The 22862-nt window shown below is 70.3% G+C and carries 22 protein-coding genes and 1 pseudogene; 12 read left to right on the forward strand and 11 right to left on the reverse strand.

Going from position 1 to position 22862, the window contains the following annotated elements:
• The first annotated feature begins 120 nt into the window (after window positions 1–120).
• Window positions 121–780 (forward strand): DUF305 domain-containing protein, encoded by a 660-nt coding sequence (locus OP79_RS39155; protein WP_051745314.1) that lies wholly within the window; start codon window positions 121–123, stop codon window positions 778–780.
• 71 nt (window positions 781–851) lie between these two features.
• Here OP79_RS39155 and OP79_RS57440 read toward each other — a convergent pair whose 3' ends face one another.
• Both OP79_RS57440 and OP79_RS39165 read right to left on the reverse strand, forming a co-directional pair.
• Complete coding sequence (locus OP79_RS57440; protein ID WP_169786243.1) at window positions 852–1178, reverse strand: ArsR family transcriptional regulator; 327 nt, start codon at window positions 1176–1178, stop codon at window positions 852–854.
• Window positions 1179–1203: 25 nt separating this feature from the next.
• Window positions 1204–2115, reverse strand: coding sequence for a cation diffusion facilitator family transporter (locus OP79_RS39165; RefSeq protein WP_033327450.1), 912 nt, complete (start codon window positions 2113–2115; stop codon window positions 1204–1206).
• A 295-nt stretch (window positions 2116–2410) separates the two neighbouring features.
• Between OP79_RS39165 and OP79_RS39170 the strand changes: the two genes are divergently transcribed.
• The 8 genes from OP79_RS39170 to OP79_RS39205 all read left to right on the forward strand — a co-directional run bounded on the left by OP79_RS39170 (window position 2411) and on the right by OP79_RS39205 (window position 9223).
• The gene (locus tag OP79_RS39170) at window positions 2411–3091 is read left to right on the forward strand and encodes a hypothetical protein (RefSeq protein ID WP_033327452.1); all 681 of its coding nucleotides are present in this window, start codon (window positions 2411–2413) and stop codon (window positions 3089–3091) included.
• A gap of 87 nt (window positions 3092–3178) precedes the next feature.
• A complete protein-coding gene (locus OP79_RS39175) occupies window positions 3179–3775 on the forward strand; it encodes a copper resistance CopC family protein (protein WP_033327454.1) in 597 nt (198 codons plus the stop codon).
• Window positions 3765–5810 (forward strand): bifunctional copper resistance protein CopD/cytochrome c oxidase assembly protein, encoded by a 2046-nt coding sequence (locus OP79_RS39180; protein WP_051745316.1) that lies wholly within the window; start codon window positions 3765–3767, stop codon window positions 5808–5810. Before OP79_RS39175 ends, OP79_RS39180 begins: the two co-directional genes overlap by 11 nt.
• The gene (locus OP79_RS39185) at window positions 5807–6475 is read left to right on the forward strand and encodes a DsbA family protein (RefSeq protein ID WP_033327456.1); all 669 of its coding nucleotides are present in this window, start codon (window positions 5807–5809) and stop codon (window positions 6473–6475) included. The genes OP79_RS39180 and OP79_RS39185 overlap by 4 nt, the downstream gene beginning before the upstream one ends.
• Window positions 6476–6602: 127 nt before the next feature.
• Complete coding sequence (locus tag OP79_RS39190; protein WP_033327458.1) at window positions 6603–7058, forward strand: DUF3093 domain-containing protein; 456 nt, start codon at window positions 6603–6605, stop codon at window positions 7056–7058.
• A 77-nt stretch (window positions 7059–7135) separates the two neighbouring features.
• The gene (locus OP79_RS54505) at window positions 7136–7924 is read left to right on the forward strand and encodes a hypothetical protein (protein ID WP_157857438.1); all 789 of its coding nucleotides are present in this window, start codon (window positions 7136–7138) and stop codon (window positions 7922–7924) included.
• Complete coding sequence (locus OP79_RS39200; protein WP_033327460.1) at window positions 7861–8604, forward strand: DUF1775 domain-containing protein; 744 nt, start codon at window positions 7861–7863, stop codon at window positions 8602–8604. The genes OP79_RS54505 and OP79_RS39200 overlap by 64 nt, the downstream gene beginning before the upstream one ends.
• 133 nt (window positions 8605–8737) lie before the next feature.
• Window positions 8738–9223, forward strand: a complete 486-nt coding sequence (locus OP79_RS39205) for a DUF6174 domain-containing protein (RefSeq protein WP_033327462.1) — start codon at window positions 8738–8740, stop codon at window positions 9221–9223.
• Window positions 9224–9312: 89 nt separating this feature from the next.
• Here OP79_RS39205 and OP79_RS39210 read toward each other — a convergent pair whose 3' ends face one another.
• The 9 genes and pseudogenes from OP79_RS39210 to OP79_RS39250 form a co-directional block, all read right to left on the reverse strand.
• Window positions 9313–11307, reverse strand: a complete 1995-nt coding sequence (locus tag OP79_RS39210; protein WP_245685601.1) for a copper resistance CopC/CopD family protein — start codon at window positions 11305–11307, stop codon at window positions 9313–9315.
• A gap of 83 nt (window positions 11308–11390) precedes the next feature.
• On the reverse strand, window positions 11391–11906 hold the full coding sequence (locus OP79_RS39215) for a hypothetical protein (RefSeq protein WP_245685602.1): 516 nt from the start codon (window positions 11904–11906) through the stop codon (window positions 11391–11393).
• A 392-nt stretch (window positions 11907–12298) separates the two neighbouring features.
• Window positions 12299–12682 (reverse strand): hypothetical protein, encoded by a 384-nt coding sequence (locus OP79_RS39220; protein WP_157857439.1) that lies wholly within the window; start codon window positions 12680–12682, stop codon window positions 12299–12301.
• 592 nt (window positions 12683–13274) lie between these two features.
• On the reverse strand, window positions 13275–15014 hold the full coding sequence (locus OP79_RS39225; protein ID WP_078492289.1) for a VanW family protein: 1740 nt from the start codon (window positions 15012–15014) through the stop codon (window positions 13275–13277).
• A 719-nt stretch (window positions 15015–15733) separates the two neighbouring features.
• Window positions 15734–15829 (reverse strand): annotated as a pseudogene (locus OP79_RS54515) (DNA-binding response regulator); the annotation flags it as partial.
• A gap of 88 nt (window positions 15830–15917) precedes the next feature.
• Window positions 15918–17216, reverse strand: coding sequence for an MDR family MFS transporter (locus OP79_RS39230; RefSeq protein WP_033327466.1), 1299 nt, complete (start codon window positions 17214–17216; stop codon window positions 15918–15920).
• Window positions 17213–18421 carry a PLP-dependent cysteine synthase family protein gene (locus OP79_RS39235; RefSeq protein ID WP_033327467.1) on the reverse strand — a complete coding sequence of 403 codons (1209 nt, stop codon included), beginning with the start codon at window positions 18419–18421 and terminating at the stop codon, window positions 17213–17215. The genes OP79_RS39230 and OP79_RS39235 overlap by 4 nt, the downstream gene beginning before the upstream one ends.
• A gap of 1421 nt (window positions 18422–19842) precedes the next feature.
• Window positions 19843–20478: a DUF305 domain-containing protein gene (locus OP79_RS39245; protein ID WP_033327470.1), complete on the reverse strand. Its 636-nt coding sequence runs from the start codon at window positions 20476–20478 to the stop codon at window positions 19843–19845.
• An 87-nt stretch (window positions 20479–20565) separates the two neighbouring features.
• On the reverse strand, window positions 20566–20979 hold the full coding sequence (locus OP79_RS39250; protein ID WP_033327538.1) for a DUF6153 family protein: 414 nt from the start codon (window positions 20977–20979) through the stop codon (window positions 20566–20568).
• A gap of 110 nt (window positions 20980–21089) precedes the next feature.
• Between OP79_RS39250 and OP79_RS39255 the strand changes: the two genes are divergently transcribed.
• From OP79_RS39255 to OP79_RS39265, 3 genes are all read left to right on the forward strand, one after another.
• Complete coding sequence (locus OP79_RS39255; protein ID WP_033327472.1) at window positions 21090–21311, forward strand: heavy-metal-associated domain-containing protein; 222 nt, start codon at window positions 21090–21092, stop codon at window positions 21309–21311.
• Between the two features lie 83 nt (window positions 21312–21394).
• Entirely contained in the window at window positions 21395–21769 is a 375-nt protein-coding gene (locus tag OP79_RS39260) for a BlaI/MecI/CopY family transcriptional regulator (protein WP_033327474.1), read from the forward strand.
• A complete protein-coding gene (locus OP79_RS39265) occupies window positions 21766–22677 on the forward strand; it encodes a M56 family metallopeptidase (protein WP_033327476.1) in 912 nt (303 codons plus the stop codon). Before OP79_RS39260 ends, OP79_RS39265 begins: the two co-directional genes overlap by 4 nt.
• Window positions 22678–22862: the final 185 nt, after the last annotated feature.

The following is a 22862-nucleotide window of genomic DNA, read 5'->3' on the forward strand; positions in this document are numbered from 1 at the left end:
GCCGGGCGGTGGGTGATGAAACAGGAACCACCCGAAGGCCGTCGCTCAACAACGGCGGCCAGGCGGGAATCTCCCGGCTTCAGCCGGGAGAGACGTCAAACGACTGTGACGGAACCGGACGTGACGGATTCCGACGACGCACCCGCCCGCAAACCCTCCCCCGTCCCATGGGCCGTCGCCGCCGCGGCGGTTCTGGTCGCCCTCGTCCTGGTGTTCTGGCCGGCGGCCGCTCCCGGCGCCGAGGGCACGTCCGACGTGCCCACCGCCGCCTCCGCCGACGCGGGCTTCGCCCGCGACATGGCCGTCCACCACCAGCAGGCCGTCGAGATGTCCTTCATCATCCGCGACCGCACCGACGACGAGGACGTACGCCGCCTCGCGTACGACATCGCGCAGACCCAGGCCAACCAGCGCGGCATGCTGCTCGGCTGGCTCGACCTGTGGGGCCTGCCGAAGACGTCCACCGACGGCTACATGGCCTGGATGAAGGATGCCGGCCACATGGGCCACCAGTCGAAGGACGGCTCCCTCATGCCCGGTATGGCCACGGATGCCGAACTCGACCAGCTCAGCAAGGCCCAGGGCGAGGACGCCGAGATCCTCTACCTTCAGTTGCTGACCGACCACCACATGGGCGGCGTCACCATGGCCCGCGCCTGCGCCGAGCAGTGCGAGGTCCTCACGGAGCGGCAATTGGCCCAGAGGATGGTCGAGGGCCAGCAGTCGGAGATGAGGCTCATGGCCGACATGCTCAAGGAGCGCGGCTCGGCGCCTCGCTGATGACGCCGTCCGTAAGGGCCGGTGGCCGGGACGCCTGTCCTGGCCACCGGGGCGCTCCCTCCCGCCTGGAGTTACGAGTCGGCCTGCGCGGCCATGCTCCGCAGCCGTCCGATGGCGGGGATGAAGCGGCCCGCTGCGGTGGCGTAGTCGAGGTAGGCAGCACCGTGAGCCTGCCTGAGGTACGGCTCCTCGACCACGCGTACCTGCAGTTCGATGGCGATGACGAGCGCGGCGAGGGAGGCGATGACGATGCCGCAGTCGCGCAGGCAGGCGAGGTGGTTCGACAGCCGGGTGCGGGAGATCTCCAGCCGGTCGGCCGGGTGCGCGGGGGCCTCCCGGAGTGCGAGCAGGATGCGGCAGCGGATCGGGTCGGCGAGCGCGCGGCCGAAGCGGGCCAGGGCGGGGCAAGCCCTCCGCGGGGCCCTACCAGCCGAGCTTGTCGCAACCGACGTGCCTGACCGGTTCGACCTGCAAGGTCGCGTGAGCGACACCGTGGCGCTCGCGCAGCAGATCGCCGGCCCGGTCCAGCACGGTGTGGCCATCTGTGTGGTCGTCGGTGACCAGGTGGGCGGTGGCCACGTGCATGCCGGAGGTCAGTGTCCACAGGTGCAGGTCGTGCACCTCTCGTACGCCGTCGACGGTTGCCAGATCGTCGGCCACGGCAGCCGGTTCCATGCCTGCCGGCGCCTGCTGCCCGAGAACCGCCAGGACCTCCCGCCCCAGAGCGATGGCCCGCACGGCCACGAAGACGCCGATGGCGAGAGCCACCACGGTGTCCCAGACGGGCTGCCCGGTCGCGGCCACCAGCCAGCCGGCCACGATCACCCCGACCGAGCCCGCGGTGTCGGCAACAACCTCCAGGTAGGCGCCCTTCACGTTCAGACTCTCGGCCGCCCCCGAACGCAGCAGGAACAGCGCCACCAGGTTCACCACCAGGCCGATCGCCCCGACGACGAGCATCGGACCGGACGACACCTCCGCGTCGGCGCCGATCCGGCCGATCGCCTCGACGACCACGTACACCGCGACGCCGAGCATCAGCAGCACCGACAGCAGGGAGGCGAACACCTCCGCCCGGTAGGAGCCGTAGGTGCGACGGCCGGTGGGATCGGAACGGGTGGCGATACGGGTCGCCACCAGGGCCGCGCCCAGCGCCACCACATCGGCGGCCATGTGCCCGGCGTCCGACAGCAGGGCCAGCGAGCCCGACAGCAGTCCATAGGCCAGCTCGACCAGGAAGTAGGAGCCGATCAGAGCGAAGGACACCGCCAGCCGCCACCGGTGCCGGCCTGCCGCGTGGCTGCCGACGCCGTGGTTGTGACTGTGACCGCTCATGATCGTGTCCTCCCCGTTTCCGGTGTCTTCCGGGTCAGGGAAACACGCCTCGAACCGAATGGGCAAAGGCTGCACCGGTGACCGTTGTCATGACTGTTAACAGGCCTTTGACCTGGGGAATCTTTCTGATCTTGAGCAGCTTCGAAGCAGCCCTGTCGCGAGTGCGGCCCTCCGATGAACCAGCGGGCGGTGAGGTGGGTACGCTGCCAGGGCGCCACGGGGACTCCAGCCCCGCAGCCCGCCCATCCGCTCTCCCGCCCGATCCCGGGCGGGGCTTTTCGAAGGCCCGAACCTGATGCGTCCGCTCAGCCCGCGAGGCTCCGCCTCCCCGGCGTCCGGCGTGCTGCGCGGGCTGCGCGGGCTGCGGGCCGGAGTGCTGGCGGTGCTGTGCGTGCTGTTGCCGCTGGCCGGACATGTGCTGGTGCAGTGCCATGCTCCCCGGTGGATCATCGTGGCCGGACTGGCCGCGGTGGCGGTGCCCGGCGCGGCGGTGTTGACGCGGCATCGGCTGACGGACGCCCAGGTGCTGGCCGTACTCGCGGCCGCGCAGCTGGCCTACCACGCCGCCTACTCCCTGCCCGGAGCCTGCGCGGCGGTGGCGGATCAGGACGGCTCCGTCGGCGGCCTGTCCCGGCTGGTCGAGCACGATGTGGTCGCCGGGCCCTCACCCGGAGCCGTACTGGCCGGGCACCTGGTCACGCTGCTGCCGGCCGCCCATCTGCTGGGCATCACCGAGCGGCTGTTGTGGCACAGCAGGCCGCTGCTGGCGGCCGTACGCCACCTGCTGCTGTTCCTGTGGCCGCTGTTGAGCGGTCGTCACGGCACCGGTCCGCAGGTCGCGGCCCCCGAGAGCACCGCGCCGCTGATGTCGGCGCTGCTGGTGCGGCTGCACGGGGGCAGGGCTCCCCCGCGCCACGGTCGCGCTCCTTTCAGCCTTGTCCGGCCGATGCCGATCGGCGGCCCCTGCCTGCCCTGACGGGCACGACGCGGGGATGACCGCCCGGCGGCCGGTCCCCTTCGTCCCGGCAGGCACCCCGCCGGGGGACACAGAGAGTCCCGCACCATGAACGCCATCCATCGGCGTGCCGCCCACACGGCGGCACGTACCCTCGTCGCACCCGCCGCCGCCCTGGCGATCCTGGCCGGCCCGGCCCCGCAGGCCGCGGCCCACACCGAACTCGACACCAGCAGTCCCGGCGCCGATGCCACGCTCGCCGGACTGCCCCCGCGCGTCACGCTGTCCTTCAGCGACGCGATGACCCAGAAGTACGCCAAGGTCGCCGTCACCGGCCCGGACGGCGCCTCGGCCGCGACAGCCGAGCCGCAGATCACGGGCAAGACGGTCACGCTCCCGCTGGACACCGCCGCACCGGCCGGTCGCTACACGGTGGGATACCGGGTCGTGTCCGCCGACGGCCACCCCGTCTCGGGCTCGTACACCTTCACCGTCAAGGAGACGGGCAGCCCCAGCCCGTCGCCGAGTACGACGGAGTCAGTCGGCCGGGCGGCTCCCCGCGCGGCCCGGGAGTCCGTGACGGACCAGGGCGACGAGGAGTCCTCCGGCGTAGTTGTCCGCATCCTCGTCGCGGCCGGTGCGCTTGCCGTGGCAGCCATCGGTGCGTTCGTGTCACGGCGGAGGCGAGCCGGTCATGGCCGCTGAGGCAACCAAACCCCGGCGGATGCCGCAGCTGTCTCTCGTGCTGGCTGCGTCGGTCGGCGTCGCCGTCGCCGTGACCGCCGTCGTGGTGTGGGCCGGTGGCGACGCGGCGGCGGAGATCCCGGGGATTGCGGATGCCGGTGCGATGACCGCCTGGGGTCTGCCGGTGTCCCGTACGGTCGCGGACGCCGCCGCCGTGGCCACGGTCGGCGCGCTCGTGCTGGTCGTGGTGCTGCTGCCGGGCGGCAAGAGGCTCGGTCCGACCCAGCTGCGCTACCTCAACTGGGCTGCCGCAGCATCTGCGTTGTGGGCCGCAGCGTCGGCCGCCGCCCTGGTGTTCACGCTCTCGGACCTGTTCGCCCAGCCGGTCGGCGAGGTCGCATCCCCTGCCGTACTCGCGGACTTCGTCAGCACGGACGCCCAGGGCCGCTCGTACGCCCTGATGGTGGCCGCCGCGGGCGTGATCGCGACGCTGTGCGTGGGCATCGGCACGGCTCGTTGGGCCCGCCTGGCGCTGCTGACCGCGCTCGCCGGGCTGCTGCCGCCCGCGTTCACCGGGCACTCCTCGGCGGCGGGCAACCACGACGCCGCGGTCACCAGCCTCGCCCTGCATCTGCTGGGCGTGGCTGTGTGGGTGGGCGGCCTGATCTTCGTCCTGATCGTCGCCACGCGCCGCGAGGGCGAGGCGCCGGACGCGGTACGGCGCTTCAGCCCGCTCGCCGCGTGGGCACTGCTCGCGGTTGCGGCCAGCGGGATCGTCAACGCCGCGGTCCGGCTCCCGTCCTTGGCCGATGTGTTCGCCACCCGGTACGGCATGATGCTGCTCGCCAAGGCGGTGGCGCTCGCCGCTCTGGGCGGCATCGGCTGGTGGCACCGCCGCCGCACGCTGTCCGCCCTCAAGGACGGCAAGTGGCGCGGGTTCGTCCGGCTCGCCGCCGGTGAACTCCTGCTCATGGCGGCGGCCATCGGCCTCGCGGTCGGCTTGTCGCGCACCCCTGCGCCCGGCACTGCCGACGCCGCGCTCTCGCCCACGGAGGAACTGCTGGGCTTCGGCATGCCACCACCGCTCGGCGACTTCCCGTGGACGCCGCTGTTCACCCAGTGGCACTTCGACCCGCTGTTCGCGTTCGGCACCGCGGCCGCCGCCCTGCTGTACCTGGCGGGCGTACTGAAGTTGCGCGCCCGGGGCGACAAATGGCCGGTCGGGCGCACCATTTCATGGCTGCTGGGCCTAATGGTGACTGTGCTGGCGACCATGAGCGGGCTGGCGGTGTACGGCAAGGTGCTGTTCAGCGTGCACATGGGCCAGCACATGATCCTCGCGATGACGGTGCCGATCCTGCTCGTGCTGGGCGCGCCCGCCACGCTCGCCCTGCGGGCCCTGCCCGCCGCGCCGAAGGGGGAACCGGACGGGCCGCGGGAGATGCTGATGAAGCTGCTGCACAGCCGCTACGTCAGGATGGTCTCGCATCCGGTGGTGGCGAGCGTGCTGTTCATCGGCAGCGCCTTCGTCGTCTACTACAGCTCGCTCTTCGAAACCCTGATGCGCAGTCATCTGGGCCACATGTTCATGCTGGTGCATTTCCTGGCCGTCGGACTGCTGTTCTTCTGGGTCGTCATCGGCATCGACCCCGGACCGCACCGGCCGCCCCATCTGGGCCGTCTGTTCGTGCTGATCCTGACGATGCCGTTCCACTCCTGGTTCAGCATCTCGCTGATGAGCTCGACCGCGCTGATCGGCGAGGGCTGGTGGTCCGCGCTCGACCGGCCCTGGGTCGAGTATCCGTTGGACGACCAGTACGACGCCGGGGCCATCGCCTGGGCCACCGGCGACATCCCCGTCCTGATCACCACGATCATCCTGGCCATCCAGTGGGTCCGCTCCGACCAGCGCGAGGCCCGCCGCGTCGACCGGAAGATCGACCGCGGCGACGAGAACGACCCGCTGGCCGCCTACAACGCCTATCTGGCGAGCCTGCACGCCCGCGACCGGCAGCCCGCCCGCACCACCAACTCCGCCCCCACCGAGGAATCGTGAAGAAGCTCAAGAAGCACCTCATCGTCGCCGCGGCGCTCGTCGCCGCGTTCGCCGCCGCCCTCGGCGCCTTCCTGCTGTTCTCCCCCGACGACCGCGACGCCGGCGGCGTGAACGTGCAGCCCGCCGCCGAGGCCCTGCCGGTCCGCGACACCAGCCACCGCCTCACCGACCCGAAGAAGAGCGAGCTCACCATCGTGGAGTTCCTGGACTTCGAGTGCGAGACGTGCGGGGCGATGTACCCGGTGGTGGAGAAGCTGCGCGCGGAGTACGGCGACCGGGTCACCTTCGTCGCCCGCTACTTCCCCATGCCCGGCCACCGCAACGCCGAGCCGGCCGCACGCGCCGCCGAAGCCGCCGCCCGGCAGGGCAAGTTCGAGGAGATGTACACCAAGCTCTTCACCACCCAGAAGGAGTGGGGCGAGTCGCAGGAGTGGAAGGAGTCCGTCTTCCGCGGCTACGCCAGGCAACTCGGCCTGGACATGAAGAAGTTCGACGCCGATTTCACCGATCCGCAGACGGCCGGACGCGTCCAGGACGACCAGCGCGACGGCCTCGGGCTGGGCGTTCAAGGCACCCCGACCTTCTTCGTCGACGGAACCATGATCCAGACCCCCGGCTCCTACGAGGCGTTCAAGGCCGTCATCGACAACCGGCTGTCCGACTGACGGAGTGCGGAGGCAGCACCATGCAGTACCCGATCGACCAGGAGCGCTTGTTCACGCAGGCGCCGGCGCCTTCCTGCCGGTGTGAACAGCCCCGTCCGACCCGACGTACACGACAAGGTGAACGCCAGTGACCTCTCCCAGCCCGCTCCTCTACGACGAACGCCCGACCGCTCCCGGATCCTGGTGGGCCATCGCCGCCCTGTTCGGCTTCTCCCTGGCGCTGGTCTTCCTGCCCTACGGGCTGATCGCCGCGCTCATCGCGCTGGTCACCGGCACCTGCCTCGGCGGACTCTTCGTCAGTGCCCAGGGATCGGCGCGCATCCGGATCACCTCGGACATCCTGTTCGCGGCGGACGCCCGCATCCCGCTGATCGCGCTGGGGCAGGCGGAGGTCCTCGTCGGCGAGGAGGCCAGGGCCTGGCGGACGTACAAGGCCGATCTGCGGGCCTTCACGGTGATGCGCGGCTTCATCCCCACCGCGGTGCGCGTCGAGATCCTCGACCCCGACGACCCCACTCCGTACCTCTACCTCTCCACCCGGGCACCGGACCGGCTCGCCAAGGCGCTCAGTGCGCGCAACTGACCGTACGGCGTCGCACGGCTGTTGCCAGAACGGCCGTCGACCGGTAGAGACGACGGGCGACCGTGCCGCGTGATCACGTGACCGGGCACGAGGGATGTGCCGGAACAGGCCGGGCCAGCCGCGCGGGAACGTGCGCGCGGACCGGCCTGTTCGCCGTGCTCGGCACCGTGCTCGCGACCTTCGGTCACCACGCGATCGCCGAAGGCACGGTGCCCTGGCGGCTGGTGGGCGCGGCAACTGTGGCCCAGTTCGTGGCGGTCTGGCCGCTGGCGCGCCGCCGCTACGCGCCGGCCGTGACCGTGGTGGTCACGCTGGCGGTGCAGGGGCTGCTGCATCTGGTGCTGTCCTTCGCGGACGGCGACACGCAGGCGGCGGTGCCGGGGCACCCCATGCACGCCGGGCATCTCGCTGCCGCCGCGGGGGACGGTCACGCCTGGCATCACTCCGGGGCGGCGATGACGACCGTGCACGCGGCCGCCGCGCTGGTCGTGGCCTGGCTGCTGCACCGGGCGGACGCGCGGATGACGACCGCGCTCGGCACACTCCGCACGCTCGCCAGAGCGGCCGCGACCGCTCTGGCCCAGGTGCTGCCGCGACCGGTGTACGACACCGGCCGGGGGATGTTCACGCTGCCCGACCGGCCGGGCGCTTCCTTCGAGGGAGCGCCCCAAGCATGGGACGACGTACTGGAGCACTCGGTGGTGCGCAGGGGGCCACCGCGGCGGGAGTACTTGCGCTCCGTCACCGGTCCCGGCATCCGCGGGACGGTCCTTCCCGTACCAGCAAGGAGTTCCCTGTGTCCATGTCCACCCATCTGGCGGCCCATGCCGGTCGCCGCATCGCTCTCGCCGGTGCCGCCGCGCTGACTGCCACGCTCACCCTGGCCGCACCGGCCGCCGCGCACGCGGAGGTCGAGGCCGACAAGCCCCAGGCCCTGGCCGAGAACGCCACCCTCGACTTCGTCTCCGAGGCCGAGTCCGACACCGCCGGCTTCACCGAGCTGCGCGTCGTACTGCCCGAGGGCATCGCTCCCGGTGACGTCACGCTCGACGAAGCGCCCAAGGGCTGGAAGCTGAAGGCCACCAGCGACGGGTACACCGTCGGCGGCCCCGCCCTGAAGGCCGGCGTCGACGCCGAGCACAAGATCAAGATCCGGCAGCTGCCGGACGCGAAGGAGCTCGCATTCAAGACCGTCGAGACCTACGGCGACGGCGAAGTCTCCCGCTGGATCGAACTGCCCAGCGGCGGCGAGGAGCCCGAACAGCCGGCACCGGTCCTGAAGTTGAAGGCCGCGGCCCCGGGCGCCAAGCCGGCCGACCCCAGCCCCAGCGCCGACCCCGGTGAAAGTGCGACGCCCAGCCCGAACCCGTCGGCAACGGAGTCGGATGTCGCGGCCACGGGGTCCGATACCGACGCCAAGGCCTCAGAGGAGGACGAGGGCAGCTCGGCGGGCCTGGTCATCGGCGGGGTCGTCGTGGCGCTGCTCGTCCTGGGCGGCGGTGCGTGGTGGCTGGTGAAGCGGCGCACCGCGGCGTCGCAGAGCTGACCCGTGCCTGCCGTCTCCCGGGGGGCGGAGCGGCTTCCGCCCCCCGGACGCACGGACGCCAACACCGCATGCCCCGGCGAACGTCCGCGGGCCGATCGGCGTCATAGCAGTAGCCGTATTCGAAGGGGCCGCCATGACTGCCGTACGCTCCCGTGCCCGCTCTGTCTCCGCTGCCGTACTGATCGGTGGACTGATGTGCGCGGCCGTCGCCTGTGGCACCGAGACGCCTGCGTCCTCGGGCGCCACCGAGCGGCCCGAGCCGAAGAGCGAGACAACCTGGGAGGAGCCCCCCTCGTACACCTACACGCTGAAGTCGAGCGAAGGGGAAAGGTCGCTGCTCGGGACCTTCCGGGTGACAGTCCGGGACGGCAAGGTGGCGGAGGCAGTCGGCCTCGACGAGAGCAGCCGGCGGGTGGTGAAGCGGTTGCCCGGTGAAGTGCCCACCATCGGCGAGCTGTTGGAGGAGCTGAAGCAGGCCCGGCGCGACCAGGCGGACACGGCCAAGGCGGAGTACGCGGCCGACGGACACCCGGTACGGATCTCACTGGACTGGGAGAAGGACGCGATCGACGACGAAGCCCTGTACATCATCAGCGCCTACGAACCCGCCGGTGGCTGATACGTCGACTCTGCGTCGAAGGAATCGCGGCCCACGCCTGTTCCTGACCCGTGCTCACCTCCTGACCCGTGCTCACCACGAACTGCGGGTCAGGTCGGCAACGGCCTGATGGTCACGTTCTTGGAGACGGTGACCTGGTCGATGTCGGTGGTGCGCACCGTGACCCGCAGGGTCCAGGTGCCGGGCAGGGGAAGCCGCAGGCGATCGGTAGCCCAATAGCCACCCTTGTTCGCGAGTTTCGCATCCAGCGGGCCGATCCGCTGGGCACGATGGGTCAGAGTGAGACGGAGTTCGGGAACCGAGGAGGGGCCCCCGTCGGGCCCGTACACGACAGCCTCCACGGTGTTGTCGCCCACTTGCCCCGGCGCGAAGGTGATCTGCGCTCTGCCGTGCCCGTTCGGTGTGCCGACATCGAACGGGACCACGGCCACGCTCGCCTTGGGAGCCTGGGCTGCGGCGGTCGTGGCGGCGCTCTCCACGGCGGCGCGGCTGGGCTGGGTGCCGGTGAGCACCGTGGTGATCGCCAGGACCACCACGCCGAGGACGGCCTCGGCGGCGACAGACCGGCGCAGGCCACGCAGGTGGCGGTCGGACTCGGACGGGGAGTCGGCGGGGGCGGGGCTGTCGGCCGGGGCGGGCGGCCCGTCGGCATCCGTGTCCTCGGTTGTGCCGCCACCCGTGGAGGCACCGGCGCCGACGGCCTGTGCCAGGCGGGCGCGCTGAGGGGCAGTCGCCGGGAGGGTTTCCGGCGGTTGCGGCTGGTGGCCGAGTTGCGCGGTCCACTGACGGGAGAACGCCGCCGCGGTCAGTACCAGGATCACAGCGGCAACCTTGAGATTGAGGAGCCTGCCGTACTCGGTGGCGGCCAGAGCCTCCCAGGAGCCGACCTGCCGCCAGGACTGATAGACGCCGGTGACGACCAGGACGACAACCGCGGTGAACGCCAGTCGGGAGAAGCGCGCCACCGCCGCTGCCGGGATCACCGTGCCGGCAGGTGCCCGGAACAGGGCGACGGCCAGCGCAAGCAGACCACCGAGCCACACCGCCATGGCAAGCAGGTGCAGCACGGAGACGGGGATCGCCAACGGGACCTGGATACCGGTGGCGGCGTGCTCGGCAACGGCCCAGGTGAGGGCCAGACCCACGGCGAACAGCACACCCACCCCGTAGACCCCGATCCCGAACTGCCGTTCTCCGGCAGGCGGATCGGGTGCGTCGGCGCGGGTGGCGGACGACGTGTTCGCCGGTGAGGCGGCGTCGGCGGCCGGGCCCTGCCGCGTCCTGTCGCGCTTTCGGCGGAGCCGGGTCGCCCACCACATGGCGAGGATGCCCGCCGCGGCGAGCAGCAACAGCCGTACCCCCAGGGCAAGTCCGGACCTGCCCGTGAGGGTCCGGCCCAGGAGAGTCACGTCGAACACCGCGCCAAGACCCTTGCCGGTCTCGTACGGGCCGCGGAGCAGCAGCAGGGCGATGGTGGAGGCGAGCAGCGCCACCCAGCCGGTCAGCAGCAGCCTGCGCAGCGGGCGCAGACCCGTGCCGGCGGGCCAGCACACGAGGATGAACAGGACGACGCCGATGAGCAGGGCGAGGCCGCCGTAGGCGACGTAGCGGAAGACGTCGTAGAGGCGGGTCGCGGCGGTGTCGTCCGGGGACTCGGTCGACGGCGCGGTGATGGTGGCGGAGGGAGCGCCGATGGAGAAGGTGAACGCGCCGGAGACCTGATGGCTGTCCGCGGAGATGACCCGCCAGGACACCGTGTACGTGCCCTCGGCCAGTTTCCCGCGCAGCAGCACCCGGGCGGTATTCCCCTTCCTGCCCACGTGCGTGATCGCACCGCGGTCGACCCGCTCGTTCTTCGGCGACAGCACGCGCAGCGAGCCGTCGGAGAGGCTGACGGTCTCGGTGAAGGTGAGTGTGACCTGCTTCGGGGCCGTCTTGAGAACGGAGGTGTCGGCCGGTTCGGACCTGGTCAGGGTGGCGTGGGCGAAGGCCGGTCCGGCGCCGCCGAGGAGGAGGGCGAGCACGGCGCCGACCAGGAGCATGACGGTCAGCGGTGTCCTGGCCCGGCGCGGTGCCGTGGGCATGAAGCAGCCTCCAGGTAGGTGGGTCGTACGTGCGGCCGTGGCCGCCATATGGGGGGTGTGCGGTGTCGGGGACGCCGCTGTCGCTACGACGTGCTCGGGGCCGGGTTCGGGCCCAGACCGCTCAGTTCCCGAACGGTCCCGCCGAGCTTGGCGCGGAACCCCTCCAGCATCTCCGGCTCTTTCGCGCTGACGACCCAGCGCGAGCCGACGAGGTACTTGCCCCCGTAGATGGCGGCAGAGTCCAGCCAGGTCTCTTTGTACTTCTCCTCGGGGAAGGTGGTGATGAGGTAGTCGACCTTCTTCGTGTGGCAGAGGCCCTGGCGCAGTTGCTCCGCCTCGATGCGGATCTTGGCCTTGCAGCCGGTCAGGCCCGCGATCACTTCGACCTTCGCCGGTGCCACGACACCGGCGGCGGGGGCCGCGGACATCGCGGATGTCTTCGACGGCTTGCTCTTGGCCGCGGAACCGTCGTCCTCTCCCCCGCTGCAGGCCGTGGCCAGGGGAAGCAGAGCCAGGCTCGCGGCCAGCGCGGCACCGCGCACCAGCCGGGCGGTGGGCAGGGGATGGCCGACGCGGTCTCGCTGTGGCTTGTGTGGCACGGGTTTCTCCGTATCCGGGTTGGTCCCGCCCGCGTCAGCGACCAGGAGTACGACAAGGGGTACGGGGTGAACACTGGTTACTGTTCACCCCGTATGTCATGAAAGGTCCGTAGGGCGGTAGGGGAGCCGCCCCACGGACCGGTCTTTACTCCGGAGGCGCGGGTGCGCTCGGGTTGAACGGTGTGCGCGTTGTGCTGATCCGCCCAGTTCTGCAGGGCGCTCATGCAGGCGTGGTCGAGGTGCCGCAGCCCGGCGAGGTTCAGCTCGATGGGCCGGTGCGCGGGCAGTCCCTCCAGGGCGTCAACGAGCCGTGGCGAGCGGTCGGTTGAATGCTCGGTCGGCGACGGTGGTGCGTACCGGCGTTGGGGAGGGTGCGCGGAGCACGCTGCCGATCAGCAGCGGAAGGTCTGCAGGGTGGTGGGGTCGGGCGCGAGTCCGCCGCCGGGGTTCCAGGCGTCTCTCGCCGCACGGGGATGCGGCATGCCGGACACGATGACGAGGGACGTAATCGTCGCGCTCGCGTCCTCGGCGAGCGACGGCGGCTCGACGAGGTGAACTGCCCGGGGCGGCATGGCAAGAGCGTCGTCGGCGGCCTCGTGGTACTGCGACCCGGCACCGGCATGAGCCACGGCGGACACGGAACCCTGCGCCTTCCTGGACTCCGATTCGGCTGCGGGTGCCACGGCGGACACCACGCCCGGAGTGGCCGAGGAGTGGTGGGGCAGTCCGAAGTGCAGCAGGACGACAGCAGCCAGCAGCACGACTGCTGCCGCCATGCGCCGCATCACCACCGGACCCCCGGATGCCTTCCTCGTACCGACACCGGAACGTTACCGGCCCACACCCCTTGGACATGCTGAACTCCTGGGTGGAAAAGGTGACATGGGCAACACCGGCACGCTCGTTGCAAGAGCAATCACCCGGTTCGGTGGACCTTGCCGGATGTAGGGAGCCGGTGAGGGACGAGCGGCGGCGCGGCGCTGTCCGCGGACGGCGGTGAGGCGACGCAGGACCATGGCGGCCCGTGTCGCAGGCGCCGCCGGGCGGGGCGGGGGCGGGCACTTCGCCCCCCGGAGGCGTCGGTATGACTACCTGGTTGCGGACTGAGGATTCCTCGGTCGGCGGGTGGGCCGACGCGGCGCGAGGGCACTCCGCCGAAGGCCGTCGAGCCGGTTTGACCGACCCACGGCGGGACGGGTCGGTGGTCCCGTTCCGGGACGCCTGAAGCAGCGCGATCCCCGTACTTTCGGCCGCCTCGCGCGCCACTCATGGGCCACTCGCGCGGCCGACTACGGTGCGCGAAGCCTGTCGGCCGACTCCGGCCCGGTAGTGCGCCGCCGGGTCCGGCGCTCGTCACCCGGCGGTCGCTCAGTCGCAGGTGACTTCGTCGCGGGGTACGTACCGCGTCTTGAAGGTCTCCCGCTTGGCTTCCTTGCCGTCGTTCTTGAAGACCCGGTCGACGGCGACGTTGAAGCCTTCGAGCGGGGTCTGCGGCACGCACTTCTCTCCGGATGCTCCCTCGCGGGTTGCCGGCTGCTTCACGTTCGCGCGCGGGCCCTTGACCGCTTCGACGGAGTCGTACTTCTTGGTGCCGAGGAAGGTGATCGTGACGGAGGTGTCCGTGGCGCGCGCGTCGATGTAGATGGCGTTGCCCGAATCGTTCCTGAACTTCAGGTCGAGGCTGCCCCAGGCCACCGTCGCCTCCCGGCCCTCCGGGTAACGCTCGATGTAGAACGAGTGCGCCCCGTACTCCACCGGCTTCACGCCGGCGAAGAAGATGGCGTTGAAGACCGTGGTGGCCACCGCGGAGACGCCGCCTCCGGCCGCCTTCTCGAACTGGTCGTTGTTGATGATGATGCCTTCCACGAATCCGTTGGCCTCGGTCCGCTCGCCCACGGTGCGGTTGAAGCTCCAGGTCTCGTCGGGAAGTACGACCGAGCCGTTGATCAGTTCTGCGGCACGGCCGACGTTGGTGACGCGGTAGGCCTCGGGCTCGAAGTCCACCGTGAAGCTCGACATCTGCTCCTTGACACCCAGGCGGCCGACGTTGTCGCGGGTCAGCTTGGGCTCCACCTCCTCGGTGGCCACCACCCCTGTGCGGGCCGCCCCGGTCTCGGTCAGCAGCGGCAGTACGGCCTTCTGGACTGCCTGGGCCGTGACCTCCTGTCCGGTCTTGCCGTCCGAGGCCACCACCACTCGCCCGCCATCCAGGCGCAGCTTCGCGTTGACCGCCTCGTCGCCGGCCAGCGCGAGCGGAGTCGCCAGCGCCGGATCAGCCAGGAGCCCCTTGCCGTCCAGTAGGGGTGTCAGCCGTTTGTCCCCGTCCGGCTTCATGGTGAGGTGCTTGCCGAGCGTCGCCGCGCTGATCTCGATCTCCCGGCCGCCTGCGGTGAGCGTGACCGGCGCCGACATCGCGGGGGTGGCGAACTCCTTCATCGCGCGGTTCACTTCCGCCGTACCGACCTGGGATTCGGCCGTACGGACCGGCAGCCGCACCGGCTCGTTCCCCTGCCCCGGGACCGCTGACGCCAGAGCCTCGACCGCGCCATCCACGTCCAGGGACCGCCCGGTGCCCGGCCGCTTCGGCACCGGCTCGCCCGCATGGAAGGTGACGCCACCCTCCCGTGTCTTCCGGTCGTACGTCTTGGCCTCTTCGGCCAGTGATGCGCGGGCTTTCGCCTCGTCCACGCGGATCACCGGCTCGACCTCGCGGTCACCGCTCGTGAACAGGCGGCCGATCACGGTGAACGGGTCGGACCCCGCTTGCGCGGCACGAGCGCCGGTCTCCTCACTGTCCAATGAGATGCCTGCCACGCGGACGGTGCCGTCACTGTCGCCGAGGCGCACCTTCACCGGCTCCGACCAGGCCCCACCCAGGCTGCTGTCCAGCTTCTCCCGCGCCTGCGAGCTGCTCAGCCCTCCGATGTCCACACCGCTCACCCGGGTGCCCTCGGGGATGTCGTCACCGGAGATCAGCAGGCCCACCAGATACAGCCCGCCGAAACCGACACCCGCCGCTCCCGCAACGAGCGCGACACGGCGGCCTATTCGGCGACGACTGGCCGACGTGGTGTCGGCGGGTGGGTCGAGAAGGGATGGGCGACTCACTGGTTCTCCTGGTCTGTGACTGCCGCGTGCCGCGGGCGGGGCCCCCACAGGGGCCGCTTGCCGGGTGATGACAAGAAGAGGTTTGTGGCGATTCCGTAAGCTGCGTCACCGGTCCCACTCCGGAGCCGCCGCCTACCGCCCGTCGGAATGGCGGTTCCCTGCGGGCCGAGCATTGGTGCACTGGAGGACAGGCCCGGCCGCCGGTTCCGCCGAGCGGAGACCCGAGCCGCCGGAGCCGGGCCGAGGGCGGAGGAGCGCCGACGACAGCACTTCCGATCAGGTCCCGCGCCTGCGCCAACGACTCCTCCTGCACCTGAGGAGAATCTCGCCGGGGATACCGAGTGCCGACGAACAGCCGGCACCGGGCTGTGAGGGATCGGCCGCGACGGGCCGCCCGTGCACGCCGACCCGGCCCGAGCTCCTGGTCGGTCATCCCGCCGGTCCGCCACTACCCGCCTCCGGTGGCCGAGTGAGGCAGGCACTCCCCGGGCGACCGGAGCGGGCGGCGAGTCAGCGCGGGGTGGGCCGAGCACGGCGCGATGGACACGACAACTCCTGTTCTCCGGAGTACCCGAGAGCGGCGGTGCCGTTCCGTCTCGCCGCCGGGCCGATTTTCCTCGGCTGGTCGACACACCTTATCTCCTGGACAACTAAGCCAGTTAGTTGGATGGCGGTAACCTCGGTCACGGTCGCCGGTGCTCGCGGAAGCGGGTGCAGATGGATGCGGCGCGCGGTGCGGCGTGGGCGTACTCGTCCAGGTCGAAGGTGGTCAGCACCAGAACGCGGGAGCGGCCTCCGTCGGCGACGATACGCCGACGCACGCACCCAGCCATCAACGTGAGCGTGGTCGGCCGGAGGGGACGGAAGCGAACTCGTCCGCCCCCTCCACCAGGTGACGTCGTGTTATGTGTTCGCGGGCTCTGGCTGCGCCTCGCGCACCGGTGGTGCCAGGCGGCCCGTACGGTGCAGCCCGTAGAGGGCGGCCGCGCAGGCGAGGCCGAGTGCGAACAGCGCCACCCACGGCAGCGCGGACATCCCGGCGTCCCGGGCGGCGTCGAGCGCGGCACCCGTCAGCAGGTTTCCGAGGGTGATGCCGATGCCGCAGATGGTGTTGTACAGGCCGTAGTGGGTGGCGACGAGCCGGTTGCCGGAGAGGCGGACGATGGTGTCCATCTCGAAGGGGTACGCGATCATCGTGCCGATTGCGAGGAGCAACGCGGAGAGTGCCGGCGGCACGGCCGCGAGCAGCCACAGCCCCACCCCGCCGTCCGGTACCGGGACCGCGGTGGCCACCAGCAGCGGAACAAACCCCAGCCCCATGGTCAGCAGCCCCCATGTCAGTGCGCGGCCCGGTTCCATGCGGGCTTTGCACCAGGCGGTCACCTTGGTCTGGAAGAGGATGGTGCTCAAGCCCGAGACGGCGAACAGCACCGCCACCGCAGCCGTGCCGAAAGTCCCGTCGCCACCCAGGCGGCGCACCTCCAGCGGCAGGGCGAGATAGACCTGGAACTGCATGACGTAGAAGCCGATCATGGCAACCGAGAACAGCAGGAACGGCCGGTTGGACACGATGCCGCGCCACTGGGACAGCACGCCCTCCTGATCCTGTCCGCGCTTGGCGTCGTCGCCCCGGCGGGCGGGCAGGGCCCGGATCTGGACAATGCTCAGCAGAGCGAAGATCCCGGCCGCGACAAGGCACGTGACGCGGAAGCTCACGCCGGTCAGCAGCATGCCCACCAGCGGGCCGAGCAGAATCCCGGCCTGGTAGAAGATGTTGAACAGGGCGAACGCCTCGACTCGCCGCTCACCCGCGTCCGCCGCCAGATAGGCCCGTACGGCCGGGTTGAACAGCGCCCCGGCCAGGCCCGTCGCCGCCGAGGCGGCCAGCAGGGCGGGTACGGACTCCACGAGTCCAAGGGTCGCGAAGCCGACGATGCGCAGCACCAGCCCGGCGATGATCATGGGCTTGTAGCCGAGCCGGTCGGCCAGCGTTCCGCCGAGAAGGAACATGCCCTGCTGGCTGAAGTTGCGTACGCCGAGGATCAGCCCGACCAGCCAGCCCGCCAGGCCCACAGGACCTGCCAGATACGCGGCCAAGTACGGCATCAGCATGTAGAAGCCGAGGTTGATGGTGAACTGATTCACCATCAACAACTGGACACTGCGTTCGTAGGAACGAACCTGCGCGATGGTCGTCCTCACCGGTTCCCCTCCACGAGCACGTCGACGCCGTCAAGCTGCTCGGCGGCGTCGCTGTCCACGGACGCCCCGGCTTCCGCGTCGGATGCGTCGAGCGGATCGGCCATCTCGGACCGCGGCTCCGAGTCGACCAGCGTGAGCGGGTCCATGACGTTTTCACACCGCGTCCAGTGAGTGACCTCCTTCTCGTCCAAGCGGCCGATCACCTCCGGTTCGGGCGCGGGCGGGGCGTCGAGCAAGCCGTGGGCGGCGCAGTAGTCGTCGTCGTAGACCGTGCCGAGGTAGCGCTGCGGGCCGTCGGGGAAAATCGCGGCGATCCGGGTGTCCGCGGGCAGGCTGCGGGCCAGCCAGCCGGCGACCATCGCCACCGCGCCGACGCTCCAGCCGCCGGTGGCGTAGTGGGAGGCGGCCAGCTGGCGGCAGGTCCACACCGCCTCCGCCGGGGCGACCCAGTGCACCTCGCTGAAGTTGTCGTAGGCGACATTGCGCGGATAGATGCTGGAGCCCAGGCCCCGCATCAGCCGGGGGCGGGCAGGCTGGCCGAAGATCGTCGACCCGATGGTGTCGACCCCGACCAACTTGAGGTCCGGATAGAGCTGCTGGAGTACGCGGGAAACTCCGGCGGAGTGTCCGCCGGTGCCCACGCTGCACACCAGCACGTCGATATGGCCGAGCTCCGTGGCCAGTTCGAGGGCGAGCGGGGTGTACGCGGTGGTGTTGTCCGGGTTGTTGTACTGGTCCGGGCACCACGAGCCGGGGTTCTGCTCCATCAGCCTGGCGACCCGGTCGCGGCGGGCCTGCTGCCAGCCCCCGGTGGGGTGCGGTTCGGAGACAAGATTGACCTGGGCCCCGTATGCGGTCAGCAACCGGGTCATGGACATCTCCAGCCCCGGGTCGGTGACCAGCGTGACGGGGTGCCCGTAGACCATTCCGGCCAGGGCAAGCCCCAGACCGAGGGTTCCGCTGGTCGACTCGATGATCCTGGCGCCCGGCTGGAGTTCGCCGCGGGCGCGGGCGCGCTCGACCATGTGCAGACCCGGACGGTCCTTGATGCCGCCGGGGTTGAAGCCCTCCAGTTTCGCCCAGAAGCCGCGACCCGGCTCGGTGAAGGGCTGGGAGACGTGCAGTACTGGGGTGTTGCCGACGAGCTCCCGGAGGGCGGAGCCGGAGCCGGCAGGAGTGAGGTCGCTCTGGGGCAAGGAGTGCATTTATTTCGCTCTCTGATCGATATGGGACGCGTGCGGATGCTCATCTCGCGCGACGGACAAGGCACGCCGCGCGGCGGGGCGACCAGGCCGGCCCGCGGGGTGGCTCCTATATGCGCCACCGGCAGATGGCGGTGAGAGCGGACCGGCCGCCACTGGGCAGCAGTCTTCGGATGGCACCAGGGGGCTGACGCACGGGAGTTGCTGCGGTGTCCGTCAGCGACAGCGCGGTGACGGCGGGCGGCGGGACCCGAGGGGACGACTGCTGGGAGACGGTCTGCACGAGGCGGGGACCGTGGCAGCGGTCGGGAGACTCGGACGGGTCGAGATTCTCGCCATCGGAGCCCTCCGCGGGCAGAGGGGCTTCACTCGACGCTGCGGCTGAGCGAGCGGGCGACTCCGGCGCATGGTGTTGATCGGCGAGGCACGTCAGCAGCATGAACAGCAGGGCGTACAGCGTGCCCCGGACGAGTCGACTCCTCCGGAGTGGACGTACCCATGACGCATGGGCACGGAAAAGGCCAGGGGTGGGCGGCACAGGTCCTCCGCGCGACGGTCACTGCCTGTACGGGAACTCTCCCGGTCAGGGCAGGGATCGGTGGGGGTGAGGGAAGAGGGCCGTCGACCGTCCCCGCGCCACGCTGTGGGGCGCTGTGCGCAGGAGGTCAGACGCCATGACCGGTCGCCGTCCAGAAATCCCGGAAAGGGTCGACCGGTTCGGGGAAAGCGCTGACCTAGATACGAAGAACCGCGGAGTCCGCCGTTTGCGTTCTCGGAGCCACGAAGTCCCGTGCCCCGGCGGCCTGACGGGCGGGCGCAGAGCCGGACGCCTCGTCGCCGCTCTCCGAGCTCAGCGGAGACAGGCAGGGCACCGCCACAGCGGGACCCTGCGAAGGCTGCCCCATCGCACAGTCCGCATCGACGTGCTGCTGTCCGTGGCCGTCGTGATGGCCCTCAGGCTGCGCCGACGTGGCACTCGCAACGTTTTCGTGTTCGGCAGGAGGCTCGAAATGAACGCCCGACGCCGAGACGCCCCTGTCGGAGGCGAGGTGACTGACCGTGATGTCAGGGCTGGCGGCATGCGTATACAGCAAGCCGAAGAGGAACAGGCCAAGCCCCAGCACACGCCACAGAGCCGCTGATGAGCGGCTCCTCGGCATACGAGAAGGAGACCAGGCCGTAATCACGCTGTGATCCTAACCTGATCGCCAGGCCCCGGCACGCCGTCTCAGGAGAACATCGCGTGAACCCAGCCACATGACGTCACGCCAGGGCACCTGTTGGGACCAATCGCGCCCAACGACTGGCGACTTCATTGTTCGCAAACGCCTTGTTCGGCCCTGCGTGACGGCCATGGAGGACGGACAACGGTGCGGCCGGACGGGCGATGTGCACCGCCGGGCCGCACCGTTTCTGCCGCCGCGTCAGTTCTTGCCGAGCATCTTGTTCATCTGCTCGATCTCGGCGGTCTGAGCCGTGATCACGTCGTCCGCGAGCTTCACGGCGGGACCGTACTTGCCGTCGGCCTTCTGGGTCTCGGCCATCTCGACGGCACCCTCGTGATGCTTGATCATCATCTCGAGGAACATCTTGTCGAACTCGGCGCCGGAGGCCTTCTCCAGCTTGTCCATGTCCTCGCCGCTCATCATGCCGGGCATGGACGACATGTCACCCATGTCGTGGCCCTCCATGCCGGACATGTCCGCGGGGACCTCCTCGCCCCACGAGGTGAGCCAGCCGGACATGGTCTTGATCTCCGGGTCCTGCGCGCCCTTGATCTTCGTGGCGAGGTCCTTGACCTCCTGCGAAGAGGCACGGTCGGCAGCCAGGTCGGCCATTTCGACGGCCTGACGGTGGTGCTGGATCATGTCCGTCGCGAAGGAGGCGTCCGCGTCGTTGTGCTTGCCGGCCTTGGCCGAGGCGGACGCGGACGGGCTGGAGTCGGAGCCCATGGATCCCATGTCGTGCCCTCCGCCGCCACAGGCGGCGAGGACGAGGGCTGCCACTCCCGCGGTGGCGGCGAGAGCGGTACGGCGGATGAGCTTGCGGTGTGCAGTCATGAAGTGAACTCCTGCGTTCGGATCTGTGAAGGGCATGCCGAGACGCGGCGCCGTCCCTTGTGGGCGTACGGCGTCGCGCGGGTCGCTCTATATCCGCAGGAGTTGGAGTTCGGAGAGTGAGGGTGGAGCGCGACCGCCGTCGGGATCACTGCCGACCGAAGAGGCAGGCACGTCCACCCCGCCGGCGCAGGCCGCCACATCGGGCAGGAGCACCGGTGCCACCAGGGGACCTCCGGCGACGGAGGCTGAAGCACAGGTCGGATCGGCATGGTCCGTGTGACCCGAACAGCCGCCCTCGCCGTGATCACACCCGCCCGGCATCGACACCATGACGTCCGTGTGCGCGACCGACACCATCCGGTCGTGCCCCGAGGCAGCGGTGACGTCTGGAACCGGCCCGATTCCGTGCATGCCGAGCAGGCCCAGCAGCAGAGCACATACGAGCAGCCCACCGGACCGCACCGTCGAGTGCGGTCGAGCGAGCTGTCCGAAGCGGGTCACGGCCTCATCGTAGGCATAGATCAACAGCCTCTTGCATCCCGGAGGCCACGAGAGTAGACACGAAGAAGTGATACCCGGCCAGGGTATTGCAACTTTCGCCGGGAGGGGCCATGGCCGACGTACTGACGACCGAGTATCACGTGTCCGGCATGACATGCAGCCACTGCGAGAAGGCCGTGACGGACGAGGTCTCAGCACTCGACACCGTCGTCGACGTACAGGTCGACGTCCCCACGGGCCGCGTCACCGTGACGTCCGCCACCCCGCTCGACGACACTCGGGTGCGCGAGGCCGTCGACGAGGCGGGTTACGAACTCACAGGGCGGGTGTGAGAGTTCATCCTCGCGGCGAAATCCTGACCGATCGGCCGTCTACTATGGATCTGCGTATTCGGTGGCGAAAGGAAGTCAGGGCGATGCGGCGGCTGGGGGATCTCGAGGCAGAGATCATGGATCGTCTCTGGACATGGAACCGTCCGGCGACGGTGCGGGAGGTCGTCGACGACATCAACAAGACCCGTCCCGTCGCGTACACCACGGTGATGACCGTCACCAACATCCTGTACGGCAAGGGCTGGCTGCTGCGGGGCAAGCAGGGTCGCGCCTGGCTGTACACACCCGTTCGCAGCCGCGAGGCCTATGCCGCCGCACTGATGGAGGACGGTTTGGGGGAGAGCAAGGATCGCCCGGCCGCGCTGGTCCACTTCGTCGAGAACATGTCCGATGAAGAACAGGCCGCGCTGCGCAAGGCTCTGCGGTCCGTGGGACGACAGGCCAAGGCCGAGTCGTGAACGCGGCCCCGGCTCTGGTCGGCTACACGGCAGCGGTGGGGTTCGTCGCTCCGCGCCTGATGCTGCGTGGGAGCTGGCAGCACCGGGCCCCTGCGCTGGCGGCAGCGGTGTGGCACGCCCTGGCGGTCTCCTTCTCGATCGGGGCCGCGCTGGCGGCGTACAGCCTGGCCATGCCGGCCGAGCACCTGCACGCGGGCCTGGTAGGGCTGCTGCATACCTGCGGAGTGGACGTGGGTACGACTCAGCCCGACCCGAACGCCGCGGACCGGCTTGCCGTCGGCGTCCCCGCCGTGATGGGGATCGCCCTGGTCGCGAGCTTCGTCTTCCATGTCGTACGAGCCCGTCGGGTGCGGACGGAGCACCGGGTAGCGGTGGACCTGGTGGGCCGCCATTCGGCCCGGCTCAGCGCCACCGTCCTGCCGTACGACGTGCCCGCCGCCTACTGTCTTCCCGGCCGGGATCCCCGGATCGTGATCAGCGACGCGGCCGTGCGCGAGCTGTCCCCCGAGCAGCTCGCCGCCGTACTGGAGCACGAGCAGGCCCATATCGTGGGCCGCCACCATCTGTTCCTGGCCGCCGTGGAAGCGTTCCACTCGGTGTTCCGCCGGCTCCCACTGGCCCACCACGCCCGGGAGCAGACGGCGCTCCTGCTGGAGATGGTCGCGGACGACCGCGCATTGCGCAGCCACTCCCACGAGGTGCTGGCCACGGCGATGTACGAGATGGCCTCGGCCCGCGCTCCGAAGGGCGCGCTGGCGGCAGGCGGCCAGAACGTCCTGATCCGCCTGAAGCGAGTCCTCGGCCCCCGCAAGGCCCCGCACCCCGCCCTCTGGGGTTCGGCGGCCGCCGCGGTCGTGACGGTGCCGCTGCTGCCGCTGCTGGTCGCCTGCCCGCCCGGCCTGGGCTGACGCCCGGGCTTTCCAGCTCCCCGTGAGACCCATGTGACTCCGGCTCACTTGCGATGCGCAATACTAAGCTACTAAGTTCTAAACTCACTCGATGATGCGGTGCTGGGCACGGGCTTCGGCCCGTGCCCAGCACCGGGTCCACGGGGACAGTGCCGAAGCCGACTGGTGTCGCACGACGAACAGAG

Source organism: Streptomyces yerevanensis (assembly GCF_000716805.1).
GTDB lineage: Bacteria > Actinomycetota > Actinomycetes > Streptomycetales > Streptomycetaceae > Streptomyces > Streptomyces flaveus.

Excerpts from the sequence above, each read along its gene's own strand:
- OP79_RS39255 (WP_033327472.1), top strand. The coding sequence starts at position 21,090 with ATGGCCGACGTACTGACGACCGAGTATCACGTGTCCGGCATGACATGC.
- OP79_RS39200 (WP_033327460.1), top strand. The coding sequence starts at position 7,861 with ATGTCCACCCATCTGGCGGCCCATGCCGGTCGCCGCATCGCTCTCGCC.
- OP79_RS39220 (WP_157857439.1), bottom strand. The coding sequence starts at position 12,682 with ATGGCGGCAGCAGTCGTGCTGCTGGCTGCTGTCGTCCTGCTGCACTTC.
- OP79_RS39170 (WP_033327452.1), top strand. The coding sequence starts at position 2,411 with ATGCGTCCGCTCAGCCCGCGAGGCTCCGCCTCCCCGGCGTCCGGCGTG.
- OP79_RS39210 (WP_245685601.1), bottom strand. The coding sequence starts at position 11,307 with ATGCCCACGGCACCGCGCCGGGCCAGGACACCGCTGACCGTCATGCTC.
- OP79_RS39205 (WP_033327462.1), top strand. The coding sequence starts at position 8,738 with ATGACTGCCGTACGCTCCCGTGCCCGCTCTGTCTCCGCTGCCGTACTG.
- OP79_RS39245 (WP_033327470.1), bottom strand. The coding sequence starts at position 20,478 with ATGACTGCACACCGCAAGCTCATCCGCCGTACCGCTCTCGCCGCCACC.
- OP79_RS39180 (WP_051745316.1), top strand. The coding sequence starts at position 3,765 with ATGGCCGCTGAGGCAACCAAACCCCGGCGGATGCCGCAGCTGTCTCTC.
- OP79_RS39165 (WP_033327450.1), bottom strand. The coding sequence starts at position 2,115 with ATGAGCGGTCACAGTCACAACCACGGCGTCGGCAGCCACGCGGCAGGC.
- OP79_RS39175 (WP_033327454.1), top strand. The coding sequence starts at position 3,179 with ATGAACGCCATCCATCGGCGTGCCGCCCACACGGCGGCACGTACCCTC.
- OP79_RS39235 (WP_033327467.1), bottom strand. The coding sequence starts at position 18,421 with ATGCACTCCTTGCCCCAGAGCGACCTCACTCCTGCCGGCTCCGGCTCC.
- OP79_RS39260 (WP_033327474.1), top strand. The coding sequence starts at position 21,395 with ATGCGGCGGCTGGGGGATCTCGAGGCAGAGATCATGGATCGTCTCTGG.